21 protein-coding genes are annotated in these 24,054 nt (G+C 60.3%); 14 read left to right on the top strand and 7 right to left on the bottom strand.

Features of this window, described 5'->3' with window-relative positions:
* The first annotated feature begins 5 nt into the window (after positions 1-5).
* The 3 genes from ACSSNI_RS14895 to ACSSNI_RS14885 all read left to right on the top strand — a co-directional run bounded on the left by ACSSNI_RS14895 (position 6) and on the right by ACSSNI_RS14885 (position 2,441).
* The gene (locus ACSSNI_RS14895; RefSeq protein ID WP_200639710.1) at positions 6-1,289 is read left to right on the top strand and encodes a HAMP domain-containing sensor histidine kinase; all 1,284 of its coding nucleotides are present in this window, start codon (positions 6-8) and stop codon (positions 1,287-1,289) included.
* Positions 1,270-1,923 carry a response regulator gene (locus ACSSNI_RS14890; protein WP_019339033.1) on the top strand — a complete coding sequence of 218 codons (654 nt, stop codon included), beginning with the start codon at positions 1,270-1,272 and terminating at the stop codon, positions 1,921-1,923. Before ACSSNI_RS14895 ends, ACSSNI_RS14890 begins: the two co-directional genes overlap by 20 nt.
* A 200-nt stretch (positions 1,924-2,123) precedes the next feature.
* Complete coding sequence (locus ACSSNI_RS14885; protein ID WP_102835175.1) at positions 2,124-2,441, top strand: EthD family reductase; 318 nt, start codon at positions 2,124-2,126, stop codon at positions 2,439-2,441.
* Here ACSSNI_RS14885 and ACSSNI_RS14880 read toward each other — a convergent pair.
* Positions 2,416-4,101, bottom strand: a complete 1,686-nt coding sequence (locus ACSSNI_RS14880) for a histidine kinase N-terminal 7TM domain-containing diguanylate cyclase (RefSeq protein WP_200639713.1) — start codon at positions 4,099-4,101, stop codon at positions 2,416-2,418. The two genes, ACSSNI_RS14885 and ACSSNI_RS14880, sit on opposite strands and share 26 nt — an antisense overlap.
* A gap of 258 nt (positions 4,102-4,359) precedes the next feature.
* Here ACSSNI_RS14880 and ACSSNI_RS14875 point away from each other — a divergent pair, with 258 nt between their 5' ends.
* Positions 4,360-5,310, top strand: a complete 951-nt coding sequence (locus tag ACSSNI_RS14875; RefSeq protein WP_234484577.1) for a potassium channel family protein — start codon at positions 4,360-4,362, stop codon at positions 5,308-5,310.
* A gap of 16 nt (positions 5,311-5,326) precedes the next feature.
* Here the strand turns inward: ACSSNI_RS14875 and ACSSNI_RS14870 are convergent, their stop codons facing one another.
* The 4 genes from ACSSNI_RS14870 to exaA all read right to left on the bottom strand — a co-directional run bounded on the left by ACSSNI_RS14870 (position 5,327) and on the right by exaA (position 9,379).
* Entirely contained in the window at positions 5,327-5,866 is a 540-nt protein-coding gene (locus tag ACSSNI_RS14870; protein WP_148924313.1) for a DUF421 domain-containing protein, read from the bottom strand.
* Positions 5,867-5,972: 106 nt separating this feature from the next.
* A complete protein-coding gene (locus ACSSNI_RS14865; protein WP_200639714.1) occupies positions 5,973-6,617 on the bottom strand; it encodes a 3'-5' exonuclease in 645 nt (214 codons plus the stop codon).
* A gap of 106 nt (positions 6,618-6,723) precedes the next feature.
* A complete protein-coding gene (locus ACSSNI_RS14860) occupies positions 6,724-7,374 on the bottom strand; it encodes a pentapeptide repeat-containing protein (protein ID WP_200639715.1) in 651 nt (216 codons plus the stop codon).
* Between the two features lie 145 nt (positions 7,375-7,519).
* Complete coding sequence (exaA, locus tag ACSSNI_RS14855) at positions 7,520-9,379, bottom strand: quinoprotein ethanol dehydrogenase (protein WP_234484579.1); 1,860 nt, start codon at positions 9,377-9,379, stop codon at positions 7,520-7,522.
* On the opposite strand from exaA, the gene ACSSNI_RS14850 reads away from it, so the two are divergent.
* The 9 genes from ACSSNI_RS14850 (at position 9,370) to ACSSNI_RS14810 (ending at position 19,136) form a co-directional block, all read left to right on the top strand.
* The gene (locus ACSSNI_RS14850; RefSeq protein ID WP_200639716.1) at positions 9,370-9,726 is read left to right on the top strand and encodes a hypothetical protein; all 357 of its coding nucleotides are present in this window, start codon (positions 9,370-9,372) and stop codon (positions 9,724-9,726) included. The two genes, exaA and ACSSNI_RS14850, sit on opposite strands and share 10 nt — an antisense overlap.
* Positions 9,719-10,156 (top strand): cytochrome c-550 PedF, encoded by a 438-nt coding sequence (pedF, locus tag ACSSNI_RS14845; protein ID WP_148924309.1) that lies wholly within the window; start codon positions 9,719-9,721, stop codon positions 10,154-10,156. Before ACSSNI_RS14850 ends, pedF begins: the two co-directional genes overlap by 8 nt.
* A 5-nt stretch (positions 10,157-10,161) precedes the next feature.
* The gene (locus ACSSNI_RS14840; protein ID WP_102835499.1) at positions 10,162-11,061 is read left to right on the top strand and encodes a substrate-binding periplasmic protein; all 900 of its coding nucleotides are present in this window, start codon (positions 10,162-10,164) and stop codon (positions 11,059-11,061) included.
* Between the two features lie 264 nt (positions 11,062-11,325).
* The gene (gene kdpF / locus ACSSNI_RS14835; protein ID WP_063880480.1) at positions 11,326-11,415 is read left to right on the top strand and encodes a K(+)-transporting ATPase subunit F; all 90 of its coding nucleotides are present in this window, start codon (positions 11,326-11,328) and stop codon (positions 11,413-11,415) included.
* 8 nt (positions 11,416-11,423) lie between these two features.
* Entirely contained in the window at positions 11,424-13,121 is a 1,698-nt protein-coding gene (kdpA, locus tag ACSSNI_RS14830; RefSeq protein WP_200639717.1) for a potassium-transporting ATPase subunit KdpA, read from the top strand.
* Between the two features lie 11 nt (positions 13,122-13,132).
* Entirely contained in the window at positions 13,133-15,184 is a 2,052-nt protein-coding gene (kdpB, locus tag ACSSNI_RS14825; protein ID WP_200639718.1) for a potassium-transporting ATPase subunit KdpB, read from the top strand.
* A gap of 39 nt (positions 15,185-15,223) precedes the next feature.
* Complete coding sequence (gene kdpC / locus ACSSNI_RS14820) at positions 15,224-15,790, top strand: potassium-transporting ATPase subunit KdpC (protein ID WP_200639719.1); 567 nt, start codon at positions 15,224-15,226, stop codon at positions 15,788-15,790.
* A 5-nt stretch (positions 15,791-15,795) separates the two neighbouring features.
* Entirely contained in the window at positions 15,796-18,450 is a 2,655-nt protein-coding gene (locus ACSSNI_RS14815) for a sensor histidine kinase (RefSeq protein WP_200639721.1), read from the top strand.
* Positions 18,447-19,136 carry a response regulator gene (locus ACSSNI_RS14810; RefSeq protein WP_200639722.1) on the top strand — a complete coding sequence of 230 codons (690 nt, stop codon included), beginning with the start codon at positions 18,447-18,449 and terminating at the stop codon, positions 19,134-19,136. Before ACSSNI_RS14815 ends, ACSSNI_RS14810 begins: the two co-directional genes overlap by 4 nt.
* Positions 19,137-19,191: 55 nt before the next feature.
* On the opposite strand, the gene ACSSNI_RS14805 is transcribed toward ACSSNI_RS14810, so the two are convergent.
* Both ACSSNI_RS14805 and ACSSNI_RS14800 read right to left on the bottom strand, forming a co-directional pair.
* Entirely contained in the window at positions 19,192-20,391 is a 1,200-nt protein-coding gene (locus ACSSNI_RS14805; RefSeq protein WP_200639724.1) for an MFS transporter, read from the bottom strand.
* 188 nt (positions 20,392-20,579) lie between these two features.
* Complete coding sequence (locus ACSSNI_RS14800) at positions 20,580-21,815, bottom strand: ABC transporter substrate-binding protein (RefSeq protein WP_200639726.1); 1,236 nt, start codon at positions 21,813-21,815, stop codon at positions 20,580-20,582.
* Between the two features lie 284 nt (positions 21,816-22,099).
* On the opposite strand from ACSSNI_RS14800, the gene ACSSNI_RS14795 reads away from it, so the two are divergent.
* A complete protein-coding gene (locus ACSSNI_RS14795; RefSeq protein WP_200639728.1) occupies positions 22,100-23,878 on the top strand; it encodes a PQQ-dependent methanol/ethanol family dehydrogenase in 1,779 nt (592 codons plus the stop codon).
* Positions 23,879-24,054: the final 176 nt, after the last annotated feature.

The following is a 24,054-nucleotide window of genomic DNA, read 5'->3' as shown; positions in this document are numbered from 1 at the left end:
TGAACATGTCAGCACTCTGGCGTATCAGCCTGCTGGTCTCGCTGTTTTTTAGCCTGGTTGCAGCCGTCTGCTTGGCCGTACTGCTGCGTCAGGCGAGCCAAGACGTAGGCCGTGAACTGGCTGCGGCGGGTGCCGTGCTTAGCTATCTCGGCGATATAGCGAAACGCGATCCCGCTGCTCTCCAACCTGAGCTGACGCGTCATTTGCGGCATGTGCAGGTTCGCTGGTTGGGCCCGGGCGTTCCGAGCCGTGAGATCCGCCCGCAGCGAAGCACCTTGCTCGAGACCCTGTTGTATCCCGCCGAGTTGCCCGCGCCCCTGACAGTACAGATGCCTGAAGGTCGGACCTTGCAATTGAGCGTAGATCCACAAGACGAAATTGAGGAGGTAGAGGATTCGCTGGTACAGCTATTGGTATGGTTTGGCAGTGCGTTATTGCTGAGCCTGCTGGCGATCCGGTGGGCTGTCCGGCCGGCGCTCGGCGTGCTGAACGAATTGCTTGCAGCCTTTGGCCAAGTTTCCCAAGGCCGCCTCGATACGCGTCTGCCGAGCCACTCCCTGCAGGAGGCAGGGCAGCTCTCCGGGCATTTCAACCGCATGGTCAGCGCCTTGGAGTACACCCGGCAGGAAAACGATGACCTGACGCGCTCGTTGCTGGAGCTGCAGGAGCGGGAGCGCACACAGCTTGCTCAGGCGCTGCATGACGACCTTGGACAATACTTGGCCGGAATCCGCGCCCAGGCCTGCCTGCTACAGGCGATAAAAGACCAGCCGCAGCTGGTCAGCACAACGGCACGCACTCTGGATGATCACTGTGAACAGTTGCAGGACGGTTTTCGCAGGCTGACGCGCGAGCTCTATCCCGTGATGCTCGACCATTTGGAGTTGCCTGAAGCAATACAGTTGCTGGCCGAGCAGTGGCAAAGCGCGCAAGGGATCGAGCTGCGCGTGCAGATCGACCGGCGCATTCCTTGTCTTCCGCTGAGCAAGAAAGAACAGCTGTACCGGTTGCTGCAGGAATCGCTCACAAACGTGGCCAAGCATGCCTGCGCCAGCTTCGTGTTCATCCGCCTGCGCATGAACGGCGGTCGACTGAGGCTGCTTGTCCGTGACAATGGCCACGGCCACGGCGCACCCGGACGGCCGGGCATTGGCCTGCGCTCGATGCATGAGCGTGCGCGGGCGCTGGATGGCCGGTTGATCGCGTGCAGGCGAGTAGGTTACGGCTGGGTGGTTTATCTGGACATTCCGATCAGGGAGTCATGCTCCAATGAAGATCCTTCTCGTTGACGATCACGCTGTGGTCCGCCAAGGCTACGCTGCGCTGCTACGCGCCTTGCTACCCGAAGTTCAGGTTATTGAGGCCTGCGACGGCGAGGAGGCCCTGGCCAAAGCTCAGGAGGCTTCCCCAAGCCTGGTCATCATGGATGTGGGGCTACCCGGCATCAGCGGCGTCGAAACCACCCGGCGTCTGTTGCAGCGGCTGCCACAACTGCGCGTGCTGTTCTTTAGCATGCACGACGAATTGCCCCTGGTACGACAGGCACTGGATGCTGGGGCCGCCGGCTATATCACCAAGAGTTCGTCGCCGGATGTGTTGCTGGATGCGGTACGCCGAACCTTGGCTGGTTATGCCTATATCGAACAGCCGCTGGCTACTCAATTGGCACGCAACCCGGCGACCGCTAATGCGCTGGATCCACGTCTGCAAGGGATGACCCAGCGTGAATTTGAAATCTTCGTGATGCTCGCCAAGGGCACCCCAACGAGGCTGATCGCCGAACGGCTTTGCATCAGTGGCAAGACGGTTTCCAACTACCTGACGCTACTCAAGAGCAAGCTGCAGGTCAGCTCCCATGCCGAGCTGGTTCATCTGGCCATCGATACCGGTATTCTGCGGCTGGGTGATCGTGCAGCCGGTTAGCTCGGTAGGCCGGGATATGATGACGTTGCCTTTGTCGGCGGCAGTGCGAACTGACGGTTCTTTGTGCAAAACGTTGGGCATCGCAGCTTGTCAGAAGCTGACCCTCGTGGCGTCGTGTCTGAACGTTGATACTGCACACGCAACGGTTGCAATCGAGCAAGGGTCCTGAACGCGTTACGTCCCCATATAGGCAGATAACCATGATCAAAGTCAGCGTGATGTACCCCAACACCCCCGGCGCGAGGTTCGATCACGATTACTACCGCGACAAGCACCTACCGCTTCTCAAGGCCCGCATGGGCGATGCCTGCCTTTACTACACCATTGATAAGGCGATCTGCGGGCGCACTCCTGACGAACCGGCGCCGTATGTCGCGATGTGTCACATTTTCAGCGACTCGTTGGAGGCCTTCCAAGCGGGTATCGCTCCGCATGCCGAGGAGATCGTGGCTGACATTGCCAACTACACCGACCTGACGCCCGTCCGGCAGATCAGTGAGGTAGTGGTCGGGCACTGACCGCTGCGTCAATTAACTCGGGCATCGCCATGACCCGGTTCCGCCCGCTGCCCTTGGCCAGATAAAGCTGCCTGTCGGCCTGCTGCATCAGGCCGTCCAGGTCGCTTGCTTGCGATGGGCAGTGCGCTACGCCGATCGACATGGTCAGCTGCATAGGTCCTGCACGCGTTTCCAGCGGTTGAGCCGCGAATTGCCGACAGAGTCGCGTCAGCTTTGCCAAGGCTTCTGTCGGCTGCGTGCGCGGCAACATCAGCAAAAACTCCTCGCCGCCGATACGAAATGCCGCATCGGTGTTGCGCAGTTCGCCTAATAGAAATGCCGCCACGCCCTTCAAGGCATCGTCTCCCACCCCGTGGCCGTGGGTATCGTTCAGCAGCTTGAAATGGTCAAGGTCAACCATGGCCAAGGTGATAGCTGCGTTATCACGCTGCGCTCGAGCCAGTTCACGGGCAAAGAAATCATCCAGGTAACGGCGGTTGTAGAGACCCGTCAGCGGGTCGCGCAGTGCCTGATTTTGCAGGGTTTCATGCAAGTCCGAGATGGTCGCCAACTGCTGCTTGCTCAACGCCAGCGCTTCGGCCAACTGCTGCTGGCTGCGCTGAAACTCTGTGATATCGCGCAGATAGAGCATCTGGCCCAGGATCACCGGTCCTTCCCGTGTCGTGCGTGAGATTGTCTGAACACGCACCTCAAAGTGCTGTTTTCGTGCGGCAACGCTTAAAAGCTGGGGTGACTCTTCCAGCACCGTCCGTTGCGATATGCCGTCCAGCATTTCGCCTATGTAAGGCCATTGCGAAAGGGCGCGGCCATGCCAGTCCTTCTTCAGATTTGCCATGCGAAGTGCGGCTGGGTTGGCCTCGATAACACGGCGTTGCGGATCGATCACCAGCACCGGGTCGATCAATGCGTCGAGCAGCAAGTGGCGCGCCACCGGTAACAGATCGAACAGACGCAGCCCGCTGATCAACCAGCCAAAGCCGGCGATGGTTAATGCGAAGCTGAATGGCGTCGGATCAAAGCCGAACAGTGTCCAATCGAACGCCACATAACTGATATTGGCGCCCCATGGGATCGTAGTCAGCACCAGGAACACAAGATAGTGCCGTCGATGCAGGCCGCTGCTGAGGGCGGCTGCGCGCAGCGTGATACCCATGCAGAAAATCATGAAGGGGTAGCCGTAAGCTGCTGCCAGATAGAACAGCGACCCGTGCTGATAGGCAATCGGAGCGTTTGGCGCTGATGAAATTGGCGCGCTCGCGGCACCGTAAAACAGGAGATGCCAGGGATTACTCAGTGCCAACAACCAGAACACCACTGGCATTGCTATCAAGGCCGTAATGGTGAGCGGTCTGAGGGGGCTGCGAATACTGTTGACGTATTGCCAGAGAAACACCGACCAGAACGTCGGGACGCCGAGAATGGCGGGCCAGGCCATGCCTGCCCAGAACATCTTGCAACTCTGCTGGTGGACACTCATTTCCAAGGCAGCGGCGCCGAGCCACCAGAGGATGGCCAGATGCATCAGCGTGAAAGCGGAACTGCCGGCGAATTGCGGCTGATGACGGACCCAGCGTGCCAATACCGCGACGCCCAGGCCGACTAGCAGCGTCATCAGCACCGGAGCCGAAAAACTCCAGCCTGAATTCAAACAGGCCGACATCGGGCTGTCCTCTGGCAATTCGATAGGTGTGTGGGAGCGCTAATTTGGTGGGTGAAGATACCTCAAAGCGCTGGGTCTGACATGAAAGTTTGTAGTGGAGTTGGGCCTGTCTTGCCGGGTTGGTTACTCGGTAGAGGAAACCGGCGCTGAACTAACAGCGGCTGGATTCTTCATAACTTCTGAATCCTTTTGCAATGGAGCAACACGCGCCATATGGTTTTTCTTGTTTTGGGAATTGTGCTTTTTCTGATTACAGCGATGGATATCATCAAAACCACCCTGTCGACGCGAGGCGGTGGGCCGATCACCAACGCGGTTTCCAAGATGGTATGGCACTGCTTCTTCAGCGCTGCGGGACGGCGAGGGGAGTCCAGGCTGCTGGAGTATGCCGGGCAATGCGTGCTGCTGCTGGCACTACTCACCTGGATCGCCAGTCTATGGCTCAGCCTGTTTTTGATGCTCGCGTCGGATCCAGGCGCGGTGGTTAATGACACTACCAAGCTCATCGCGGATAGGTGGGAGACGTTTTATTACGCGGGCTTCACGTTATCGACGCTAGGTGTGGGCGATTTCTCCGCATCCGCCGATGGCTGGCGGGTACTGACCAGCGCCGCAGCCTTCTGTGGTCTGACCTTCATCACGGCTGCGATCACCTACATCGTTCCGGTACTGTCGGCTGTCAGCCTGCAAAACCAGCTGAGTCTGCTCATCAGCAGCATGGGCCGGACGCCGCAGGAAATCCTCGTCAACAGTTGGAACGGGTCTGATTTTTCGCGCTTTTACGACAACGCCAGCGACATACGGCAGATGCTGGTTGAGCACACTCTTAATCATCACGCCTATCCGGTGATTCGTTGCTTTCATAACAAGCAGGCGGAGAAAAATGTCATACCTGCCGTGGCGACCTTGCACGAGGTGTTGCAGTTGCTCGAAGGGGTCGCTGGAGAGGTGCCGCAAGATGCGCTGAAGCACAAAATGCTCGTTTCAGCGTTGGACCAGCATCTCGAGATGCAACGTGCCAATTACCTCGGCCGCGTAGATAGCCACGCCAAGGCCCCGGTCATGGATCTCGCGTCACTTGGAGATGCCGGAATACCGCTTAGATCGAACCTGGACCAGGTGCTCGACGCACCCGAGCGGCACCGTTTGTTGGGCGCGTTACTGGCCGCCGATGGCTGGGGATGGCACCACGTGTACCGGAGCCGTTGACGGCCAGTGTGTTCGCCTAAAGCTCGACGTCTCTAGGACCCGGCGTCATGACACCGGATAGGCTCGAGCGCTGGCTGCCGGAACCTTGGCTGATCACACTGAAGCTGCCATCTGTTTCCAGAACGACCGCTTCAACGTCATCGATGGAAGAAGATCCGCTGGATCGTATCGCCGAGCGAACTTCGTCTTCAGTTACCCGAGCCACCCGCATCGCACTGCTGAGCATCTGCCCTTGATACAGCAACAGTGCTGGTTCGCCGGTGACGAGCTTGCGTACCCAACCGACTCTGACGCTGGACCATGTGACCAGATACTGCAAACCGATCAGAAGCGCTAAAGCTAAGGTGCCTTCGGCGAGCGATACATCGCGGTTCAGCAAAATGGTAGCGAAGGTCGACCCCAGAGCTACTGTGACGATCAGGTCGAATGCGTTCATCTTGGAGAGCGTGCGGCGACCGGAAATACGTAGCAGCACGATCAGGTTTATATAAGCCAGGATGCCAATGACCAGGGTGCGGACCAGTGTCGACCAGCCGCTGAAAAACATGCCTTCCACATCTATATCCTCAAGAGTCGGTTCTTGATAGACGCCTCTGAGATAGATGGGTTGCACGCTCGGTACGATGAGTACGCAGAAGCGGCTGCGTCAGCCGGTCGCCGAGTCAGCGCTTTATCTGCATTCCAGCAGCAATCCGGTCTTCAAAAACACCTTCGTCATCGCCACTCAGGGCGAGAAAGACCATGAGTGCGGCGTAGGCATCATTCGCCGCATAAAGCCGTTGCGCATCCGTAAGTGAGCGATTGCTCCAATTCGAGGTGGATACGCTACGTGACTTGCTCACCCGGGAGCCCAATACGGCCGCAACCGCCCCGCGCAGCCCGACCTGTCCCTTTTTGCCCTGGTAGCGCAGGGTTGTGCCCAGGTCGACGAAGTGCCGCATCTCGATACCCAGGCGGCTGCGCAAACGGCTGCGGTCGGTGCTCAGCCCGAACCCCACCTTCAACACCCGATCTGACTGGAGCACTGCACTGACGGCTTCGCTACAGCCATCCGAGCCAACCTTGAACAGGTAGGCTTTCTCGGGGCTGGCAAACTGAATCAAATGCGGCCCCGTCGATACTTCACCCACCTTGAAGGTCGGTTTAGATTCGGTATCGAAGCCGACCTGCGGCCAGCCCAGCAGCTCTTCCTTGGCTTGGCTGAACGCTGCGGGGGTTTCGGGTGTGATGATCTGATCGAGATGAAGGCCATCAAAGCGGGGCAGGGCATCCAATTCGACGACCTGCGGAATACGGATGAGGGGCATGAGGGGTTCCGGCAAGCGCTGACAAGAGCAGCGGGGTGCAGTGGCGTCGTTGATGCAGGCGAGACTAGCGCACAACGCGCCCAGACGCATATTTGATGCGTATCCCTTACTTCTCCCAATCCATAGGGCAATCGATGCAGCTTTCCATATTGGTACCTTGAAAGGTTGCATAGTGCCGGCGCGCGCCAGTCAGGGTGGCCTCTGCGAGGTTGGCATCGTTGAACTTGCCTTCTTGCAGGTTCGCGTCGGTCAACGTTGCGCGTGCAAGATCGGCCTTGCTCAGCCAGGTCATTTCAAGGTTGGCGGCGGTTAGATTTGCGCCCTGCATTTTCGCCCCGCTCAAACGCGCAAACTCGAGATTTGCCGCGGTCAGGTCAGCCCCGTTGAAGCGTGCGGCCTGAGCGAACAGGCCCCATCCCTGAATCGCCACCAGATGGGCATTGTTGAGGTTCGCCACCCGCAGGTTGGCTTGTTGCAGGCTGGCGCGGGTGAGGGTCGCGCCGGTCAGGTCAGCCTTTTCCAGATTAGCCAGATCGAGATTCGCATGACGCAGGTTGGCACCTGCCAGATTGGCACCGCCTAGGTCCATCTTGCGCATGTCCTGATTGCTCAGGTCTGCATTACGTAGGTCGGCGTTGGGGCATCTGCTTTCTGGCTGGATGACGCAGCCATTGATGATGGTTGGCTGATCGTCGTCAGCGAGCAACGAGGTGCTGGCGAGCAATGCAACGGGCAGCAAAAGAAGAATCGGGCTCATGGCAGCTCCGTATTCGAAGGGGAGAGGACAGCTGATGTGTGACGGCTCGATGAACCGGAGAGCGCCAACCCTTGCGGTTCAACCGAGTTGGCAACGCCAGCTGTCCAGCGCGGGAGGCTGCGCCGCATCACGGCGCAGCCTCGACTCAGCGTTTGGCGGTCTGCTTGTCCCAACTCGGGATCCGGAACACCCAGAACGAGCCGCCTTGCGCAACAGGCTTGGTCAGCGCAGCCATGTCACCGCCCCACAGCGGTACGGCGCCTCCGTAGCCGACGGTCACACCGATGAATTGCTCACCGTCCTGCTCCCAGGTGATGGGCGGGGCGATGATTCCGCTGCCGGTCTGAAATTTCCACAGCTCTTCGCCGGTTTTGGCGTTGAAGGCTTTCAGGTAACCATCACCGGTCCCGGTGAATACCAGGTTGCCCTTAGTGGCAAGCACGCCCGCCCAGAGCGGCAGCGATTCCTTGTGCTCCCAGGCGACCTTGCCCGTGGTGGGGTCCATGGCGCGAAGAATGCCGACGTGATCGTCGTACATGCGCTTGATGCGGAAGCCCTGACCGAGATAGGCATTACCCTTCTTGTAGCTGACCTCTTCGGTCCAGTAGTCCTCTTTCCAATGGTTGGCCGGCACGTAGAACAGTCCTGTGTCCTGACTGTAGGCCATGGGATTCCAGTTTTTACCGCCTAGAAAGGGGGGCGAAACCTCCACTGACTTGCCGTGCGCTTCGCCTGGCTCGGGCATGGGTGGGCGCTGGCCTTCGTTCTCGACAGGCCGACCGGTCTTCAGGTCTATGTGGCTGGCCCAGGTGATGTTGTCGACGAAAGGGAAGGCGTTCTGCAGCTTGCCGTCCTCTCGATTGACCACGTAGAAGAAGCCATTGCGGTCAGCGTGGGCCGTCGCCTTGACGGTTTTTCCGTCCTTGTTTTTGTAATCGAACAGCACCAGCTCGTTGTTGCCGGAGAAATCCCAGGCATCGTTCGGTGTGTGCTGATAGAACCACTTCACTTCGCCCGTGGTGGCGTCGACACCGACCTGCCCGGAGGTATAGAGGCTGTCGTAGTCTTTCGGCTCGCCGCCGTCAGCGGTACGCGCCCAACCGTTCCAGGGCGCCGGGTTTCCCGCACCGACGATGATGGTGTTGGTCTCGGCATCGAAGCTCGCGCTCTGCCATGGGGCACCGCCGCCCTGGCTCCAGGCTTCTTTCTTGCCGGTGGGTGAATTGGGATCATCCGGCCAGGAAGGCGCTTTCACATCGCCTGTTGGTGTGCTGTCTCTTCCATTCAGCCGCCCTACATGCCCTTCGACGAAGGGACGCATCCAGACCTCTTCACCGGTGTCCGGATCGCGGGCGAACAGCTTGCCTACAATGCCGAATTCGTCGCCCGAGCTGCCGTGAATCAATAGGACCTTGCCACTCTTCTGGTCTTTGACCAGAGTTGGCGCGCCGGTCATGGTGTAACCCGCGCCATGATCACCGAACTTCTTCTTCCAGACGACCTTACCAGTGTCCTTGTTCAAGGCGACTACCTGGGCATCCAGCGTGCCGAAGTAGATCTTGTCGCCATAGATCGCCGCGCCTCGATTGACCACGTCACAGCAGGGGCGAATGTCCGCGGGCAGGCGGTGGGCGTAGCTCCAGAGACGTTTGCCGGTACGCGAATCGAGCGCGAACACGCGTGAGTACGAACCGGTCACGTAGATGACCCCATCGTGCACGATCGCCTGGGACTCCTGTCCTCGCTGCTTTTCATCACCGAAAGAAAAAGACCAGGCCGGGGTTAACTTGAAGACGTTTTCGTCATTTACCTGTTGCAGCGGGCTCCAGCGCTGGGCGTTGGTGCCTAGGCCGTACTGCAATACGTTTTCGGTCGAGAGGTGATCGTTGGCTATGTCTTCCCAGGTGACATTCTTGGCAGCTGCCAAGCCGCTGATTGAGAGACCGCCAATCAGAACGGCGATGGCGAGGGGGCGTTTGCTGCCCAGGGGGGCTGTTGTTGTCATGGTTGGTATCCCTTGGTCGATTCGGACGCGACCAGCTGTGGCGCTTGCCAGGCATCGGTTGTGCGCAGCAGCTGGTCAGGCGATTCGATTATTGGGACGGTGCCGCGACGGCTGATACGGAAAAGCTCCCGCTGATTCAGGGAAAACTTCCCAATACGGCTGTATTTTCGACCTGCTACCTGTGTGCCGCATCGGTGTTGCACGAGGCCCTACTACTAAGGGAGGAGACTCCGACAACCAAAGCAGGATTCTGCCATCAGGATGCAATGTTCAAGATGACCACCATGCGCTCCTACTGGGGCTGCCTTGCTCAGGTATTCGAACTCAACGGTGGTAGTCATGAATAATAAAACTGAACTGCGCGCGCTTTTTGCTGCTGGTCTGCTCGGCTTCGCCGGCTTTGCCTTTGCCCATGGCGATGTCACGCCGCAAACGGTGGAAACCAAAGGGCTGACGCCGCTAGGCGAAGAGTGGGTCGACGAAAACCCATACCGCGCGCCCAGCGAAGATCATGACAAAGCTGTTGAAATCGGTTCCTCGGCCTACAACCAGAACTGCGCGCGCTGTCATGGCCTTGAGGCAATCTCCGGCGGCATCGCACCCGATCTGCGTGAGCTTGAAGCGGACTACGATGGTGACGAGTGGTTCAAGGAACGTGTAATCAACGGTGCGGTTCGAGACGGTGCCGTCTACATGCCGCGCATGGCCGACTACCTCAGCCAGGAAGCGCTCTGGGCGATCCGTACCTACATCGAAAGTGAAGCTGCCAAGCGGTGATCATCATGCGCCAGTTGCTTGCAGGGCTCTGCTTGTTGATGGCTTGCGCGCTGGCACAGGCGGAAGTAGTGAAGGTGCGTGCGTTCGATGACATCATCGATTCGGGCGTACTCAAGGTGGCGATGTATGAAAACTTCCCACCCTACAGCTTCATGGCCGATGGCAAGCCGCGAGGAGTCGACTTCGACCTCGCGCAAAAACTGGCGTCCAAGCTTGGGCTAAAGATCGAAGTGTTGTGGGTAACGCCAGACGAGACGCTGGATGACGACCTACGCAACTTCATCTGGAAAGGGCATTACCTGAGACCGAACGTACTGGCCGACGTGATGATGCGCGTGCCGTACGATCGCGAGTTCTCCTACAAGCAGAACGAGCTGGGCGAGCTGATCAACGAGCTGGTGGTCATGTTCGGTCCGTACCAGCGCGAGCGCTGGCAGTCGGCCTATGACGATCGCCGCCTCGAAGATCTCTCCAGTGTCGCGGTGTTCCGCTACCACCCGGTCGGGGTTGAAGTGGAGAGCGTTCCCTCGTTCTATTTGTCGTCGGTGTTCAACGGCAGCATCGCCAAGATGCTGCATCACTACCCGACAGCCCAGGCCGCATTCGCAGCGATGCAGGCCGGAGAAGTTGACGCGACGATGGCCATGCGCGGCGAGATCGACTGGATGCTGGGGCAGGCCAATGACAGTCATCTCAAACCTGCAGAAAACGCCTATCCGAACATGGGCAAGCAGGTATGGGAGCTGGGTATGGCCGTGCACGAATCCAATCGGCAACTGGCCTATGCGCTCGAGGGCGAGCTGGAGGGCCTGGTCAAAGACGGTGCTGTTGAAGCGATCTATGCCGACTACGGGCTGCGCTATGAACTGCCCGAGCTGTATCAGGTGCAGCTGGGCGAGAACTGACGTCCAACGGTAAACCGTTGCTTCGATTGATATCGCCGTCCTCATGGCGCTGTACAGGTGGCTTCAACCGGACGCTGCCAGGTGTTGGGTTGAAGCTGCGCTTAAGCACATTCGGCCAGGCCGATGCGAGTGCATGAGCCAGCCGAGTCGTTTAAAAAAATACGCTTTCTTTACGCCGCTGCGCTGAAGGCGCAATCGAATCTTTACGCCCCTCGCTCTGAAACTCTCCGTACCGCACTGATGCGACCTACGGAGCTGATCCCCATGACATTTCTCGACGGGCTATCGCTGGCCTTGGCCATCGCCCTGTTCATTTATCTCCTGGTTGCGCTGCTGCGCGCCGAACGCAGCTAGGAGAGCCAATGAACACTCACGATTACTGGATGATCGCGGCGTTCTTCGCGCTGGTCCTGATACCTGCCCCCTGGTTGGGGCGCTACCTGTTTCGAGCCATGGAGGGTGAACGTACCTGGTTGACGCCTGTTCTCGGCCCCATCGAGCGCCTCTGCTACCGCTCCGCCGGGATTGACGAGCACAGCGAGCAGGACTGGAAAACCTACAGCCTGGCGTTACTGGCGTTGACTGCTGTGAGCCTGGTATCGCTGTTCACGATGCTCATGTTGCAAGCCAGGCTTCCGCTCAACCCGCAAGCGGTGCCGGGCATGGCGTGGGACCTTGCCCTCAATACCGCTGTGAGCTTCGTGACCAATACCAACTGGCAAGCCTACAGCGGCGAGGCCCAGCTCAGCTATTTCAGCCAGATGGTCGGCCTTGGCGTGCAGAATTTCATCAGCCCGGCGGTGGGGCTGGCTGTGTTGGTGGTGCTTAGTCGTGCACTGTCACGCCGCTCGGCAAAGGCAATCGGGAATTTCTGGGTCGATCTGACCCGGGCGGTGCTTTACGGTCTGTTGCCACTCTGCGTCGTGCTTGCGCTGATCCTGGTCTGGCAGGGGGTGCCGCAGAGTTTTTCGGGCTACGTTCAGGCCGTCACGTTGCAAGGCGGCGAGCAGACCATTTCTCTGGGACCTGCGGCCAGCCAGATCGCAATCAAGCAACTGGGTACCAACGGCGGCGGCTTCTTCGGCGTCAACTCGGCGCATCCCTTCGAGAACCCGACCGCCTGGAGCAACCTGTTCGAGATGGTCTCGATCATCTTGATTCCCACCGCGCTAGTCTTCATGTTCGGTCATTACGTTCGAGATCTGCGGCAGAGCCGGGCCATTCTTGCCTGCATGCTGACCGTGTTTGTCCTGGGCCTTGGCGTCACGCTGGTCGCCGAGCATCAACCGAATCCAATGCTGTCCGGTCTGGCGGTTGAGCAGGTCGGGTCGATGGAGGGCAAGGAGAGCCGACTCGGTATCGCGGCTTCGGCGCTATGGGCGACAACAACCAGCGCGGCGTCCAATGGCTCTGTCAACGCTATGCATGACAGCTTCAGCGCGCTGGGCGGCATGGTGCCTCTGGTCAATATGATGCTGGGCGAAATCATCTTTGGCGGCGTCGGGGCCGGGCTGTACGGCATGTTGCTGTTTGTGCTGATCACGGTGTTCCTGGCTGGCCTGATGATCGGGCGCACGCCGGAATATCTGGGCAAGAAACTTGAAGCGCGCGAGGTTCGGCTGCTGGTCGCAACGCTGCTGGTGATGCCGGTGGGTGTTCTTGTGCTCACCGCTCTCGGCGTCAGTCTTTCAGGCCCTGCCGAGTCGATCACCAATCCGGGGCCGCACGGCCTCAGCCAAATCCTTTACGCCTATACCTCCGGCACTGGAAACAACGGATCGGCCTTCGCCGGGTTTGGCGCGGCCATCCCTTACCACAACCTCATGATCGCGTTCGCCATGCTGCTGGGCCGCTTTGGTTTCATCCTGCCGGTGCTCGCCATTGCCGGTGGCCTCGCGGCCAAGAACCGTGCGCCGGTCGACGCAAACAGTTTCCCCACCCACGGGCCGATGTTCGTGATCCTGCTGACGCTGGTGATTCTGCTCGTCGGCGGGCTCACGTTCTTGCCTGCGCTGGCACTCGGGCCGGTCGCCGAACATTTCTTGCTACAGGGCTTCTGAGGAGCGTCATGATGAACGTCCATCAAACGGCACTCGAGGGTGCCGAGCAAACCACCGCCACGTCCTTCGCTTCGCTATGCAAGCCTGCGCTGCGCCAGGCCTTGATCAAGCTTGATCCCCGGACGTTGGCACGTTCGCCGGTGATGCTGGTGGTAGAGCTCACCGCAGTGCTGACCAGCGTGCTGTGCTTGCTGCCCAACGAGGCGGTCAGCACTGGTGTCGCCGTGCAGATCGCACTCTGGTTGTGGTTCACGGTGCTCTTCGCCAATTTTGCCGAGGCGCTGGCTGAAGGCCGCGGCAAAGCCCGCGCGGATAGCCTGAAAGCCGGGTCGCAGGGTCTGGAGGCGCATCTGCGAACGGAGACCGGCGCGTTCCGAAGCATTGCCGCCAGCAGCTTGCGACGCGGAGACGTGGTGAGGGTCGAGGCCGGTGAACTGATCCCCGGCGATGGTGAAGTCATCGAGGGTATCGCAGCCGTCAACGAGGCAGCGATTACCGGTGAATCTGCGCCAGTTATCCGCGAATCGGGCGGCGACCGCTCGGCGGTCACCGGCAATACGCGCGTGGTTTCCGACTGGTTGCTTGTGCGTATCAGCAGCGATCCAGGCGAGTCCACACTGGACCGTATGATTGCGCTGGTGGAAGGCGCCAAACGACAGAAGACACCCAACGAGGTCGCGCTCGACGTTTTGCTGATCGGGCTCACGCTGATCTTTCTTGTCGTGGTTGCCACGTTGCAACCCTTTGCCCGATTCGCAGGCGGGGATCTCCCGCTGGTGTACTTGGTGGCGCTGCTGGTCACGCTCATTCCTACCACCATTGGCGGCCTGCTTTCTGCCATCGGGATCGCCGGCATGGATCGACTGGTGCGGCTCAACGTCATCGCCAAGTCAGGCCGGGCAGTGGAGGCCGCCGGCGATGTTCAGGTGTTGCTGCTAGACAAGACCGGCACCATCACCTTTGGCAATCGTCGTTGCACGGCCATGTTCAAGGCGCCAGGCGTTTCATCGACCGAACTCTCATGGGCTGCGCTGCTGTCATCGCTGGCTGACGACACGGCTGAAGGCAAATCCATCGTTGAATATCTGCGCGGCCTTGACCCGGTAAAGGCGCCGGCTGGGCATGAAGTGGCCGGTATCCCATTCACTGCAGAAACCCGTTTGTCGGGTGCGGATCATGAGGGCCACTGCTACCGCAAAGGCGCTGTGGATGCCGTGTTGGGTTATCTGGGGCTTGTGCGCGAGCAGATTCCAACGGTGCTGGCGAGAGAACTTCAGACAATTGCACAGAGCGGTGGGACGCCCTTGCTGGTATGCGCGGATGACCGCCTGCTCGGCGCGATTCATCTCAAGGATGTGGTCAAGCCCGGCATCAAAGAGCGCTTTGCTCAGCTTCGCCAGTTGGGTATACGGACCGTCATGGTCACCGGAGACAACCCCCTGACGGCCGCTGCAATTGCCGCCGAAGCGGGCGTCGATGACGTGATCGCCGAAGCGACGCCGGAAAAGAAGCTGCAGCGGATTCGCCAGGAACAGGCCGATGGCAAGATGGTTGCGATGTGCGGTGATGGAGCTAACGACGCGCCAGCGCTGGCACAGGCGGACGTGGGCATGGCCATGAACGATGGCACTCAGGCCGCGCGCGAGGCTGCGAATCTCGTCGACCTCGACTCGGACCCGACCAAACTGCTGGATGTGGTGCAGGTGGGCAAGCAACTGCTGGTAACCCGAGGCGCACTGACCACGTTCTCGATTGCCAACGACGTGGCGAAGTACTTCGCCATCCTGCCGGCTCTGTTTATTGGCCTATACCCGCAACTTGCCGCGCTGAACGTGATGCAGCTTCACAGCGCATCGAGCGCGATCCTGTCAGCCATCGTTTTCAACGCACTGATCATCATTGCCTTGATTCCGCTGGCCCTGCGGGGCGTCAACGTCAAAGCGGCCGACTCGGCCAGCCTTTTGCGGCGCAACTTGCTGGTCTATGGCCTGGGTGGATTGGTCGCGCCCTTTGCTGGGATCAAGTTGATCGACATGCTGCTGACCGCGGCAGGTCTGGTCTGAACTCTGCCGCGCCTGATGCGCGGCTTTTGGAGAAAAAACATGTTCAAACACATCCGTCCGGCGCTTGCAGCGCTGATCCTGATGACGCTGATAACCGGCGTGCTCTATCCATTGTCCGTTATGGCCGTGGCGCAGTTGGCGTTCGCCGAGCAGGCCAACGGAAGCTTGGTGCGCGACCGGGAGGGGCAGGTGAGAGGCAGTGCGTTGCTGGCCCAGCCTTTCGAAGGGCCAGAATGGTTTCATCCACGTCCGTCTGCCGCCAACTATGCAACCGTTGCCAGCGGCGCGAGTAATCTGGCTCCGAGCAACCCGCTGTTGGTCGATCAGGTCCGTGAGCGCATCAGCGAGTGGAACGGCACGGCTCAACAGCCCGTGCCGATGGAGCTGGTGACGACATCTGGCAGCGGCCTGGACCCGCACCTCACCTTGGCCGCCGCGAAGTTTCAGGCTGTCCGTGTCGCTGCCGCTCGAGGGGTCTCTGAGCAAGCGCTGGATCGCCTGATTCAGGCGCAGCTGACGACGCCTCTTGTAGGCCCGGCCATCGTCAACGTACTGGCTCTGAACCTCGCCCTGGCGGACAATCCGCAGCCTGATTCCGGCGAGTGAAATGAATGAGCGATGCTCAACGTGCCGATGCCCTGCTTGATGACGCGCCCCGCGAAGGACGCGGGCGGCTCAAGGTATTCCTCGGCGCGGCACCTGGCGTAGGCAAGACCTACGCGATGCTTCAAGCCGCACAGCGACAGCGACAGCTAGGGCGCGATGTGCGGGTCGGGGTGGTCGAGACCCACGGTAGGGCAGAAACTGAGGCGATGCGGGTCGGATTGGCGGAACAGCCGATGCGCCGAAGCGAGTATCGAGGTGTGACACTGTTCGAAATGGACCTCGACGGCCTGCTGCTATTGCGGCCAAGTCTCGCGCTGGTCGACGAGCTGGCGCACAGCAACGCGCCCGGCAGCCGGCATGCCAAACGCTGGCAGGATGTCCTTGAGCTGCTCGAAGCGGGTATCGATGTCTACACCACGGTCAACGTGCAGCACCTCGAGAGTCTCAACGATCAGGTGCGCGGTATAACCGGTGTGCAGGTCAGGGAAACGGTCCCGGACTGGGTGCTTCATCAGGCCGATGACATTCTGCTGATCGATCTGCCGCCGCGCGAGCTGTTGGAGCGTCTTCGTGAGGGTAAGGTCTACGTGCCGGAACAGGCGCGTGCGGCGATCGATGCCTTCTTCACTCAAACCAACCTGACCGCGCTCCGCGAATTGGCGATTCAGACCGCAGCGGCGCGAGTGGATGCAGACCTGCATCGACGCCACCGGTTGCAGGGTCAAACCGCTCCGGCAGTCCGGAGCCGCTTGCTGGTAGGGATCAATGGTGATGCCTACGCGGAAGGACTGGTCAGGCATGCAGCCCGGGTCGCTGAACGCCGGCATCTCCCATGGTCAGTCGTACATGTCGACACCGGCGCGAGTCGAGGCGAGGTTCAGCTCGGCTATCTCCAGTCCGCCCAGCAACTGGCCGAACGTCTTGGCGGAGAGGTTGTGGAGCTGCGTGACGAGCGGGTGGCGCGAACGCTCATCGAACATGCCGTTGAGCGTCGCGCCACCCTCGTGTTGGTAGGCAGCGGCGGTGCGCGTCAGGTGTGGAAGTTCTCGATGCGCCGATCGATAGCTGAGCAACTGATCAAGGGAGGGCGCGGTCTGGAGATCAGTGTGCTTGGCCAAGAGCCTGCTCTGGCGGCAGTACCCGTGAGAACCACTGCCACTCTGGATTGGCGTCAGTATCTGCTTGCTGCGCTGGCGACCCTGACTGCCACAGGCGTGGCACTGATGTTGTCCCGCTATCTCGCGTTACCTAACATTTCGCTGGTATTCCTCGCGGCCGTGCTGGTGGTTGCCGTGCGCAGCAGTCTGGGGCCGGCCCTGGCGTGTGCGGGGCTGTCGTTTGTTCTTTACGATTTCCTGTTCATACCACCGACGTTCACGTTCATCGTCGCGCGTCAGGAAGACGTTCTGACGCTTATGTTTTTTCTGTTGATGGCGGTGCTTGCGGGCAATCTTGCCAGCCGCCAACGGCGACAGCTTCAGGCGTTGCGTCAGACTCAGGCGCAGACCACTGCTTTGCTCGATCTCTCGCGCCAGTTGAGTGCTGCCACCGATGTTCAGGCCGTAGGCGCTGCCGCTGTTCGCCAGTTGCAACTGGTGGCGAACCTTGAAGCCGTCATCGCGACGCGCGGCAAGCAGGGGAAATGGATGTTCATCGGGGCTGAGCCGCTGCTGGCCGAGCCGGAAAGGGGGGCTGCTGAATGGGCGTTCAAGCATGGTCAGCCAGCGGGGAAGGGAACCGATACCTTGCCCAGTGGGCAATGGTGGTGGTTGCCGTTGAGTGGCGATGGACAGCCACTGGGCTTGCTAGGCATTCGCCAGCTGGGTGTAGACCCGGCAGGGCTACAGAAGCGTCGCCTGATCGCTGCGCTCGCTCAACCCCTGGCGCAAGCACTGGGGCGCGCCACGCTGGCCCAGGAGTTGGAGGCGGCCCGACTGCACGGGCAGACCGAGGAGCTGCGCAGCGCGTTACTTGCATCCGTGTCCCACGATCTGCGCACGCCGCTTACAGCCATGCGTGGCTCGATCGACAGCCTGGCGAGTCTAGGGCACAGCATGAGTGAGGCGGATCGACAGGAACTGCTTGAGGCGACGCGTGACGAAGCCGAGCGCCTTGACCGCTACATTCAAAATTTATTGGATATGACGCGCCTCGGTCACGGCGGCCTGAAGCTGATCCGTGACTGGACGACACCTGCCGACATCATCGCCAGTGCGCTGCAACGCCTGCACCGTGTGCTAGCAGACCTGCGGCTTGAGGTGCTGATCCCCGATGATCTGCCGCTTTTGTACGTCCACCCTGCATTGGTCGAACAGGCGCTGGTCAATGTGCTGGAGAACGCGGCCCGTTTTTCTCCACCTCAAGGCAGGCTGCAGATTGCAGTCTCGACAGGAGCCGGCACCCTGCGTTTCATCGTCAGCGATGAGGGCCCAGGCGTTCCCGAGGCCGAACGTAAACGCATTTTCGACATGTTCTATACGGCCGCGCGCGGCGATCGGGGCGGGCCGGGCACCGGACTCGGCCTCGCCATTTGCCAAGGCATGATCGGCGCACATGGGGGGCGGGTGTTCGTTGCAGACGGGCTCGGCGGAAGAGGCGCGAGCGTCACCCTGGCGCTTCCGCTACAACCTCAGCCTGAGATGGAAAAGGACCTCACGTGAGTCAGCAAGCCAGCATATTGATCATCGACGACGAGCCGCAGATCAGGAAATTCCTTCGCATAAGCCTCGGCTCGCAGGGGTATCGCGTGAGCGAAAGTGGAGACGGTCAGGACGGTCTGGCCTCGGCAGCCTTGAACAAACCTGACCTGGTCGTGCTCGACCTAGGCCTCCCGGACATGGACGGGCAGACTGTGCTGCGTGAATTGCGAGAGTGGAGTCAGGTGCCGGTGATCGTACTGTCGGTACGCTCGAGCGAGACCGAGAAGGTCATGGCGCTCGATGGCGGAGCGAATGACTACGTGACCAAACCATTCGGCATCCAGGAGTTTCTCGCCCGGGTCCGTGCACTGCTGCGTCAGAACCAAGGCGCGTCGAGCGGGCCGGCGCAGGCGATGTCTGGTCCGCTATGCATCGACTTCGCGTACCGACGGGTTAGCCTGGACGGGCAGGAGGTCAGCCTGACCCGCAAGGAGTACGCGGTACTGGCTGAGCTTGCCCAGCACACAGGCCGGGTCGTCACGCAGCAGCAGCTGCTCAAGGACATATGGGGCCCCAGCCACAGCGGCGATACCCATTACCTGCGCGTGGTCGTCGGCCATTTGCGGCGCAAGCTCGGCGATGACCCGTCCGCGCCGCGGTTCATCATTACCGAGGCGGGAGTGGGCTACCGCTTGGTCACGGACTAGACGTTCCGGGTCATATCTCAAACTCGTTGGCCTGGGTGTCGTTTCGGAGCGCCGTTCAGGCTGGCTGCATTCGCGGATGCCGGAAAAACCACACGGCCAGCGGCGTAGCGAGTGCTACCACCATCCAGCCCAGCAAGCTGATCGCAACAGGCAGGCCGTAGTGGTCGGCGACCCAGCCGACGCCGAGCAAGGGCACGATGCTGCCAACGTAGCCGCACACCAGGTAGGTCGAAATCAGCCCCGAGCGCTCGGCAGGGCTGGCAATACGGTTGACCATGCTGATACCGGCCAACAGGCACATGCCATGGCCCGCAGCAGCAGCGCAGACACCGATGATGAATACCAGCGACGAGCCGGCCGTGAAGTTGAGTACGAGCATTGCGTTACTCAACACCACTGACAACAGACCGAGCAGTCCGCACCAGCGCAGACTCATCCGCGCGCAGGCCAGTTGCATCATGGCGGAAGCGAGCAGGATGACGCCAATGGAGGTGCCACTCACCACCGGGCCATGCCAGGGCAGCATCTTCTCCAGAAACAGCGGCGCCATCGACGCGTAGATCCCGAACACGCCGAAGGCGAAAAAAGGGCACACACAGGTCAGCAGAAACGCCAGCGAATCCTGGCGTGCGGCCCAGGTCAGCCGCGGAATGAACGTACGTAAACCCAGTGGTGCGGCTGCGCTGAGCTCTGGATGCGGCTTGAGCTGCACCCGCATCAAGGCGTAGACACCCAGCACGCCGAGGATCAAGGACGGGATGTAGGTGGTTTTCAGCGGGTGCGCGAACCACTGGCCGATGACGCCGCCAGTAAGCGGGCCAAGGCCGAAGCCCAAGGCAAGCAGGAAGCTGGTGATCATCGATATCCGCTGCGACGCGCCATCACGGGAAATCTGCACCAGGCCCACTGACGCGCTGGTCACGATCAGGCTTGAAGAAAGACCGACCGCAAAACGGCCGATGTTGAGACTCGGCAGGTTCCACGCCAGCATCGTCACCAGCGTCCCAGCCCAGCCGAGCAGCAAGCCACTGAGCATGACCTTGCGAAAGCCCAGGGTGTCGGACAGGCGGCCCATGAACAACAGCCCGAAAAGCGCCCCTGCCATATAGATGATGTAAATCAGCGATATATCGCTGGTACGAAGCTGCCACGCCTGCTTGTACAGCGGGTATAGCGGCGAGATGAGCGCTGTGCCCATGACACCGACGCACATGGCGAAGCACACCCAGGGAAAAGGGGACCACGTTTGTTTCATTGATAAAGCCCGATTTGACGTGAGAATGGCGTCATTCCAGCGCTGCCCCGCATGGGGACATGAACGCCCTGATCATTAGGCGCCTACTGTATCGGCTCGAAGTGAACTCCGGGCGTTCATTCGTTCGGTGATTAACGACCCATGAGCCCGGCGTTCAATCTGTGGTGTTCCCTTGCGCAACGCAGTGCCTAGCGCAAGATCAGCTCGTCACCGCGCTCCTCGTGCCAATCATCGAGGCTTGGGGCTGCCGCTTCGCCATCCATGCGATGGATGATGGTGAAGTAATCCTGCTTGAACCTGTCCTGCATGATCTCATCCCGTGATCGAACCCGGACCGCGTAGATGCTCTGAACATTCTGATGGTCGAAGCGGCGCCAGTACTGTTCATCCTTGAGCAAGCTGTAGTGATGGTCTTCCAGCGCCTTGATGACTTTTTCGCTGTGCAGGCTGCCTGCACGCTGTACCGCCGCAGCCCATTGCTGAACGATGGCGAAGGCGGATGCGGCTGTACTGTCGGGGTAGCGCTGATGCTGGGCGATAAAGGCTTCGACGAAAGCCTGCCCCTGTTCGCTTTTGACCAGCGCGGGAACACGCCAGGTCCAGGCTGCCGTGCCAATGACGTGCTCCATCACCTGTGGGCCTGCCTGCTCGACGATGCTGCCGGTCAGGTTGGGCACGATGATCTGCATCCGCTGGTCGAGCTTGAGGTCATGCGCCAGACGCATGGTCTGCACCAGATCCTGGCCGAGCAGGATGACGACCAATACGTCGGCGTCACTGGCCGCGGCCTTCTTCAGGGCGGCGCGATACTCCTCATGGTGCGCACCCCTGGCACTGATGCGCGAGAAACCGTGGCGAGCTCGGTCCCGGCTGCGGGTGGCCTCGCGCAGTGCCTGCTCCATGCTGTGGCCCCAGGTGTCGTCGAGGCTGACGTAGTGGTAGCGACGGTTCGGCAGATGCCAGCTCAGGTACTCGCCTAGCACGCGTGCACTCATCAAGGCACTGTTGGTTTCACGGAACAGGTAGCGCTGGCCGTCGTGCCCGGTGATTGCGTTGGCGTAACCCAGCGTAGGGAAGAACAACATGCCCAGCTCGCGGGCGCGATGGCCGGCGGCTATGGCCTCCTCGCTGGTAGCACCGCCAAAGGCCATCGAGGCGCCTTGGGCGGCAAACTTGTCGATGTTGAACCGCGCCTTTTCTTCACGGGCGGCTGAGTTGCGGCTGATCAGCTCGAGCGGTCTACCCAGCACTCCGCCCTGTTGGTTGATGGTCTCGATGGCGAGGAGGGCGCCGCGCCGCAGCTCAAGGCCTTCACTCTTGTAGTTGCCGGTGCTTGGGTAATTCAAGCCCAGCCGAATTGGCTGAGCGGCGTTGGCGGTGGCAGCCAATGCCAACAGGATGCTGCAGATGATGAGGCGGCGCATGGCTCGTGTCCTTGTGAGCAGAGGGGCGTCCGTTGTAAGCCTCGAACTCGGCGCGAGAAATTGTCTTTTCGGGCACACCGGCCCCAACTTCGGTGCCGGTGTGGTCGTCCGGCTCTGCCATCACGATGCACGGATGGCGTGGCCTACGGCGAGTATTGCTACCAAGGGAGGAGAAAAATCGGTACTGCGTGTAATTGTTGCAAGAGCGGCTAGATCCAAGAATCGCTACTAGACCGGGAAAACTTCCCGGCGACGATAACAATGAACCCGTAGAGGTAGCCGCAATGAAGCACACCGGTCTTCGCAAGCCCTTCGCCCTGACAGCGCTTTGCGCCGCCATGGCCGTGTCCAGCGTGTCGGCATGGGCAGTCACCGATCAGGAAATTCTCGATGACGCCAAGTCCACCGATCAGATCGTTACCAACGGCCTGGGGCTGCAAGGCCAGCGCTACAGCACCCTGGATGCCCTGAACACTGAAAACGTCAGTCAGCTTCGCCCGGTCTGGGGCTTTTCCCTGGGGGGCGAAAAGCAACGTGGCCAGGAAGCGCAGCCACTGATCAAAGACGGCGTGATGTACCTCACCGGCTCCTACTCGCGCGTGTTTGCGGTCGATGCCCGCACCGGCAAGGAACTGTGGCAGTACGACGCTCGCCTGCCGGACGGCATCATGCCTTGCTGTGACGTGATCAACCGTGGCGTAGCCCTGTATGACGACCTGGTGATTTTCGGCACCCTGGACGCCAAGCTGGTCGCGCTGAACAAGGACACCGGCAAGGTCGTCTGGAAAAAGACCGTGGCCGACTACAAGGCTGGCTACTCCATCTCGGCCGCCCCGATGGTGGTCAAGGGCAAACTGATCACCGGCCTGGCCGGCGGTGAGTTCGGCGTTGTAGGCATGATCCAGGCCTTCAATCCCAAGAACGGCGAACTGCTGTGGACCCGTCCGACCGTCGAAGGTCATATGGGCTACGTGATGAAGGACGGCAAAAAGGTCGAGAACGGCATTTCCGGCGGCGAAGCCGGCAAGACCTGGCCCGGCGACCTGTGGAAGACCGGCGGTGCAGCGCCTTGGCTGGGTGGCTACTACGATCCGGACACCGACTCGCTGCTGTTCGGCACCGGTAACCCTTCGCCGTGGAACTCGCACCTGCGCCCAGGCGACAACCTGTATTCCTCCTCGCGCCTGGCGCTGGACCCGGACGACGGTTCGATCAAATGGCACTTCCAGTCCACGCCGCATGACGGCTGGGATTTCGACGGCGTGAACGAGCTGATCTCCTTCGATTACAAGGAAAACGGCAAAACCGTCAAAGCAGCCGGTACTGCGGACCGTAACGGCTTCTTCTATGTACTGGATCGCACCAACGGCAAGTTCATCCGCGGCTTCCCGTTCGTTGACAAGATCACCTGGGCCAAGGGTCTGGACAAGGATGGCCGTCCGATCTACGACGACGCCAACCGTCCCGGCGCGCCAGGAGAGGCCGACAAGGGCAAGTCCGTTACCGTGGCACCATCGTTCCTCGGCGGCAAGAACTGGATGCCAATGGCGTACAGCCAGGACACCGGACTGTTCTACGTGCCGTCTAACGAATGGGCGATGGACATCTGGAACGAAGGCGTCGCCTACAAGAAAGGCGCGGCCTATCTGGGTGCCGGCTTCACCATCCATCCGCTGAACGAGGAATACATTGGCGTACTGCGCGCCATTGATCCGAAAACCGGCAAGGAAGTCTGGCGCTACAAGAACTACGCGCCGCTGTGGGGTGGCGTACTGGCAACCAAGGGCAATCTGGTGTTCACCGGTAACCCGGAAGGCTTCCTGATGGCGTTCAATGCCAAGACGGGTGAGAAGGTCTACGAGTTCAACACCGGCTCCGGCGTGATCGGTTCTCCGGTTACCTGGGAAATGGATGGCGAACAGTACGTTTCGGTCCTTTCCGGCTGGGGCGGCGCTGTACCGCTCTGGGGCGGCGAAGTCGCCAAGCGCATCAAGGACTTCAACCAGGGCGGCATGGTCTGGACCTTCAAACTGCCGAAGGATGAGGTCCTAGCCAAGCGCTAAGCGGCAAATCAAAGGGGCCGATATCCGGCCTCGATGCTGCAAAAACCCGCCCACTCGTGGCGGGTTTTTTGTTTGTGGAGTGAATCCGTCAAAAGTGCTGACCGACTCTTGCACTGTGACCTGGCGACCTAACAGGTGCCACTCGGCACTCAACTGTTTCGCCCGTTTTGGTCGAT

This window comes from Stutzerimonas tianxiuensis (assembly GCF_053470365.1).
Note: the sequence above shows the minus strand (reverse complement) of the source record. Positions and strands in the feature narration are given on the sequence as shown.

What these genes read in the sequence shown, in the direction of transcription:
- ACSSNI_RS14805 (WP_200639724.1), bottom strand. Translation starts at nt 20,391, where the DNA reads ATGAAACAAACGTGGTCCCCTTTTCCCTGGGTGTGCTTCGCCATGTGC.
- kdpB (WP_200639718.1), top strand. Translation starts at nt 13,133, where the DNA reads ATGAACGTCCATCAAACGGCACTCGAGGGTGCCGAGCAAACCACCGCC.
- pedF (WP_148924309.1), top strand. Translation starts at nt 9,719, where the DNA reads ATGAATAATAAAACTGAACTGCGCGCGCTTTTTGCTGCTGGTCTGCTC.
- kdpC (WP_200639719.1), top strand. Translation starts at nt 15,224, where the DNA reads ATGTTCAAACACATCCGTCCGGCGCTTGCAGCGCTGATCCTGATGACG.
- exaA (WP_234484579.1), bottom strand. Translation starts at nt 9,379, where the DNA reads ATGACAACAACAGCCCCCCTGGGCAGCAAACGCCCCCTCGCCATCGCC.
- ACSSNI_RS14865 (WP_200639714.1), bottom strand. Translation starts at nt 6,617, where the DNA reads ATGCCCCTCATCCGTATTCCGCAGGTCGTCGAATTGGATGCCCTGCCC.
- ACSSNI_RS14860 (WP_200639715.1), bottom strand. Translation starts at nt 7,374, where the DNA reads ATGAGCCCGATTCTTCTTTTGCTGCCCGTTGCATTGCTCGCCAGCACC.
- ACSSNI_RS14895 (WP_200639710.1), top strand. Translation starts at nt 6, where the DNA reads ATGTCAGCACTCTGGCGTATCAGCCTGCTGGTCTCGCTGTTTTTTAGC.
- ACSSNI_RS14890 (WP_019339033.1), top strand. Translation starts at nt 1,270, where the DNA reads ATGAAGATCCTTCTCGTTGACGATCACGCTGTGGTCCGCCAAGGCTAC.
- ACSSNI_RS14880 (WP_200639713.1), bottom strand. Translation starts at nt 4,101, where the DNA reads ATGTCGGCCTGTTTGAATTCAGGCTGGAGTTTTTCGGCTCCGGTGCTG.
- ACSSNI_RS14875 (WP_234484577.1), top strand. Translation starts at nt 4,360, where the DNA reads ATGGATATCATCAAAACCACCCTGTCGACGCGAGGCGGTGGGCCGATC.
- kdpA (WP_200639717.1), top strand. Translation starts at nt 11,424, where the DNA reads ATGAACACTCACGATTACTGGATGATCGCGGCGTTCTTCGCGCTGGTC.
- kdpF (WP_063880480.1), top strand. Translation starts at nt 11,326, where the DNA reads ATGACATTTCTCGACGGGCTATCGCTGGCCTTGGCCATCGCCCTGTTC.
- ACSSNI_RS14885 (WP_102835175.1), top strand. Translation starts at nt 2,124, where the DNA reads ATGATCAAAGTCAGCGTGATGTACCCCAACACCCCCGGCGCGAGGTTC.
- ACSSNI_RS14800 (WP_200639726.1), bottom strand. Translation starts at nt 21,815, where the DNA reads ATGCGCCGCCTCATCATCTGCAGCATCCTGTTGGCATTGGCTGCCACC.
- ACSSNI_RS14815 (WP_200639721.1), top strand. Translation starts at nt 15,796, where the DNA reads ATGAGCGATGCTCAACGTGCCGATGCCCTGCTTGATGACGCGCCCCGC.
- ACSSNI_RS14840 (WP_102835499.1), top strand. Translation starts at nt 10,162, where the DNA reads ATGCGCCAGTTGCTTGCAGGGCTCTGCTTGTTGATGGCTTGCGCGCTG.
- ACSSNI_RS14795 (WP_200639728.1), top strand. Translation starts at nt 22,100, where the DNA reads ATGAAGCACACCGGTCTTCGCAAGCCCTTCGCCCTGACAGCGCTTTGC.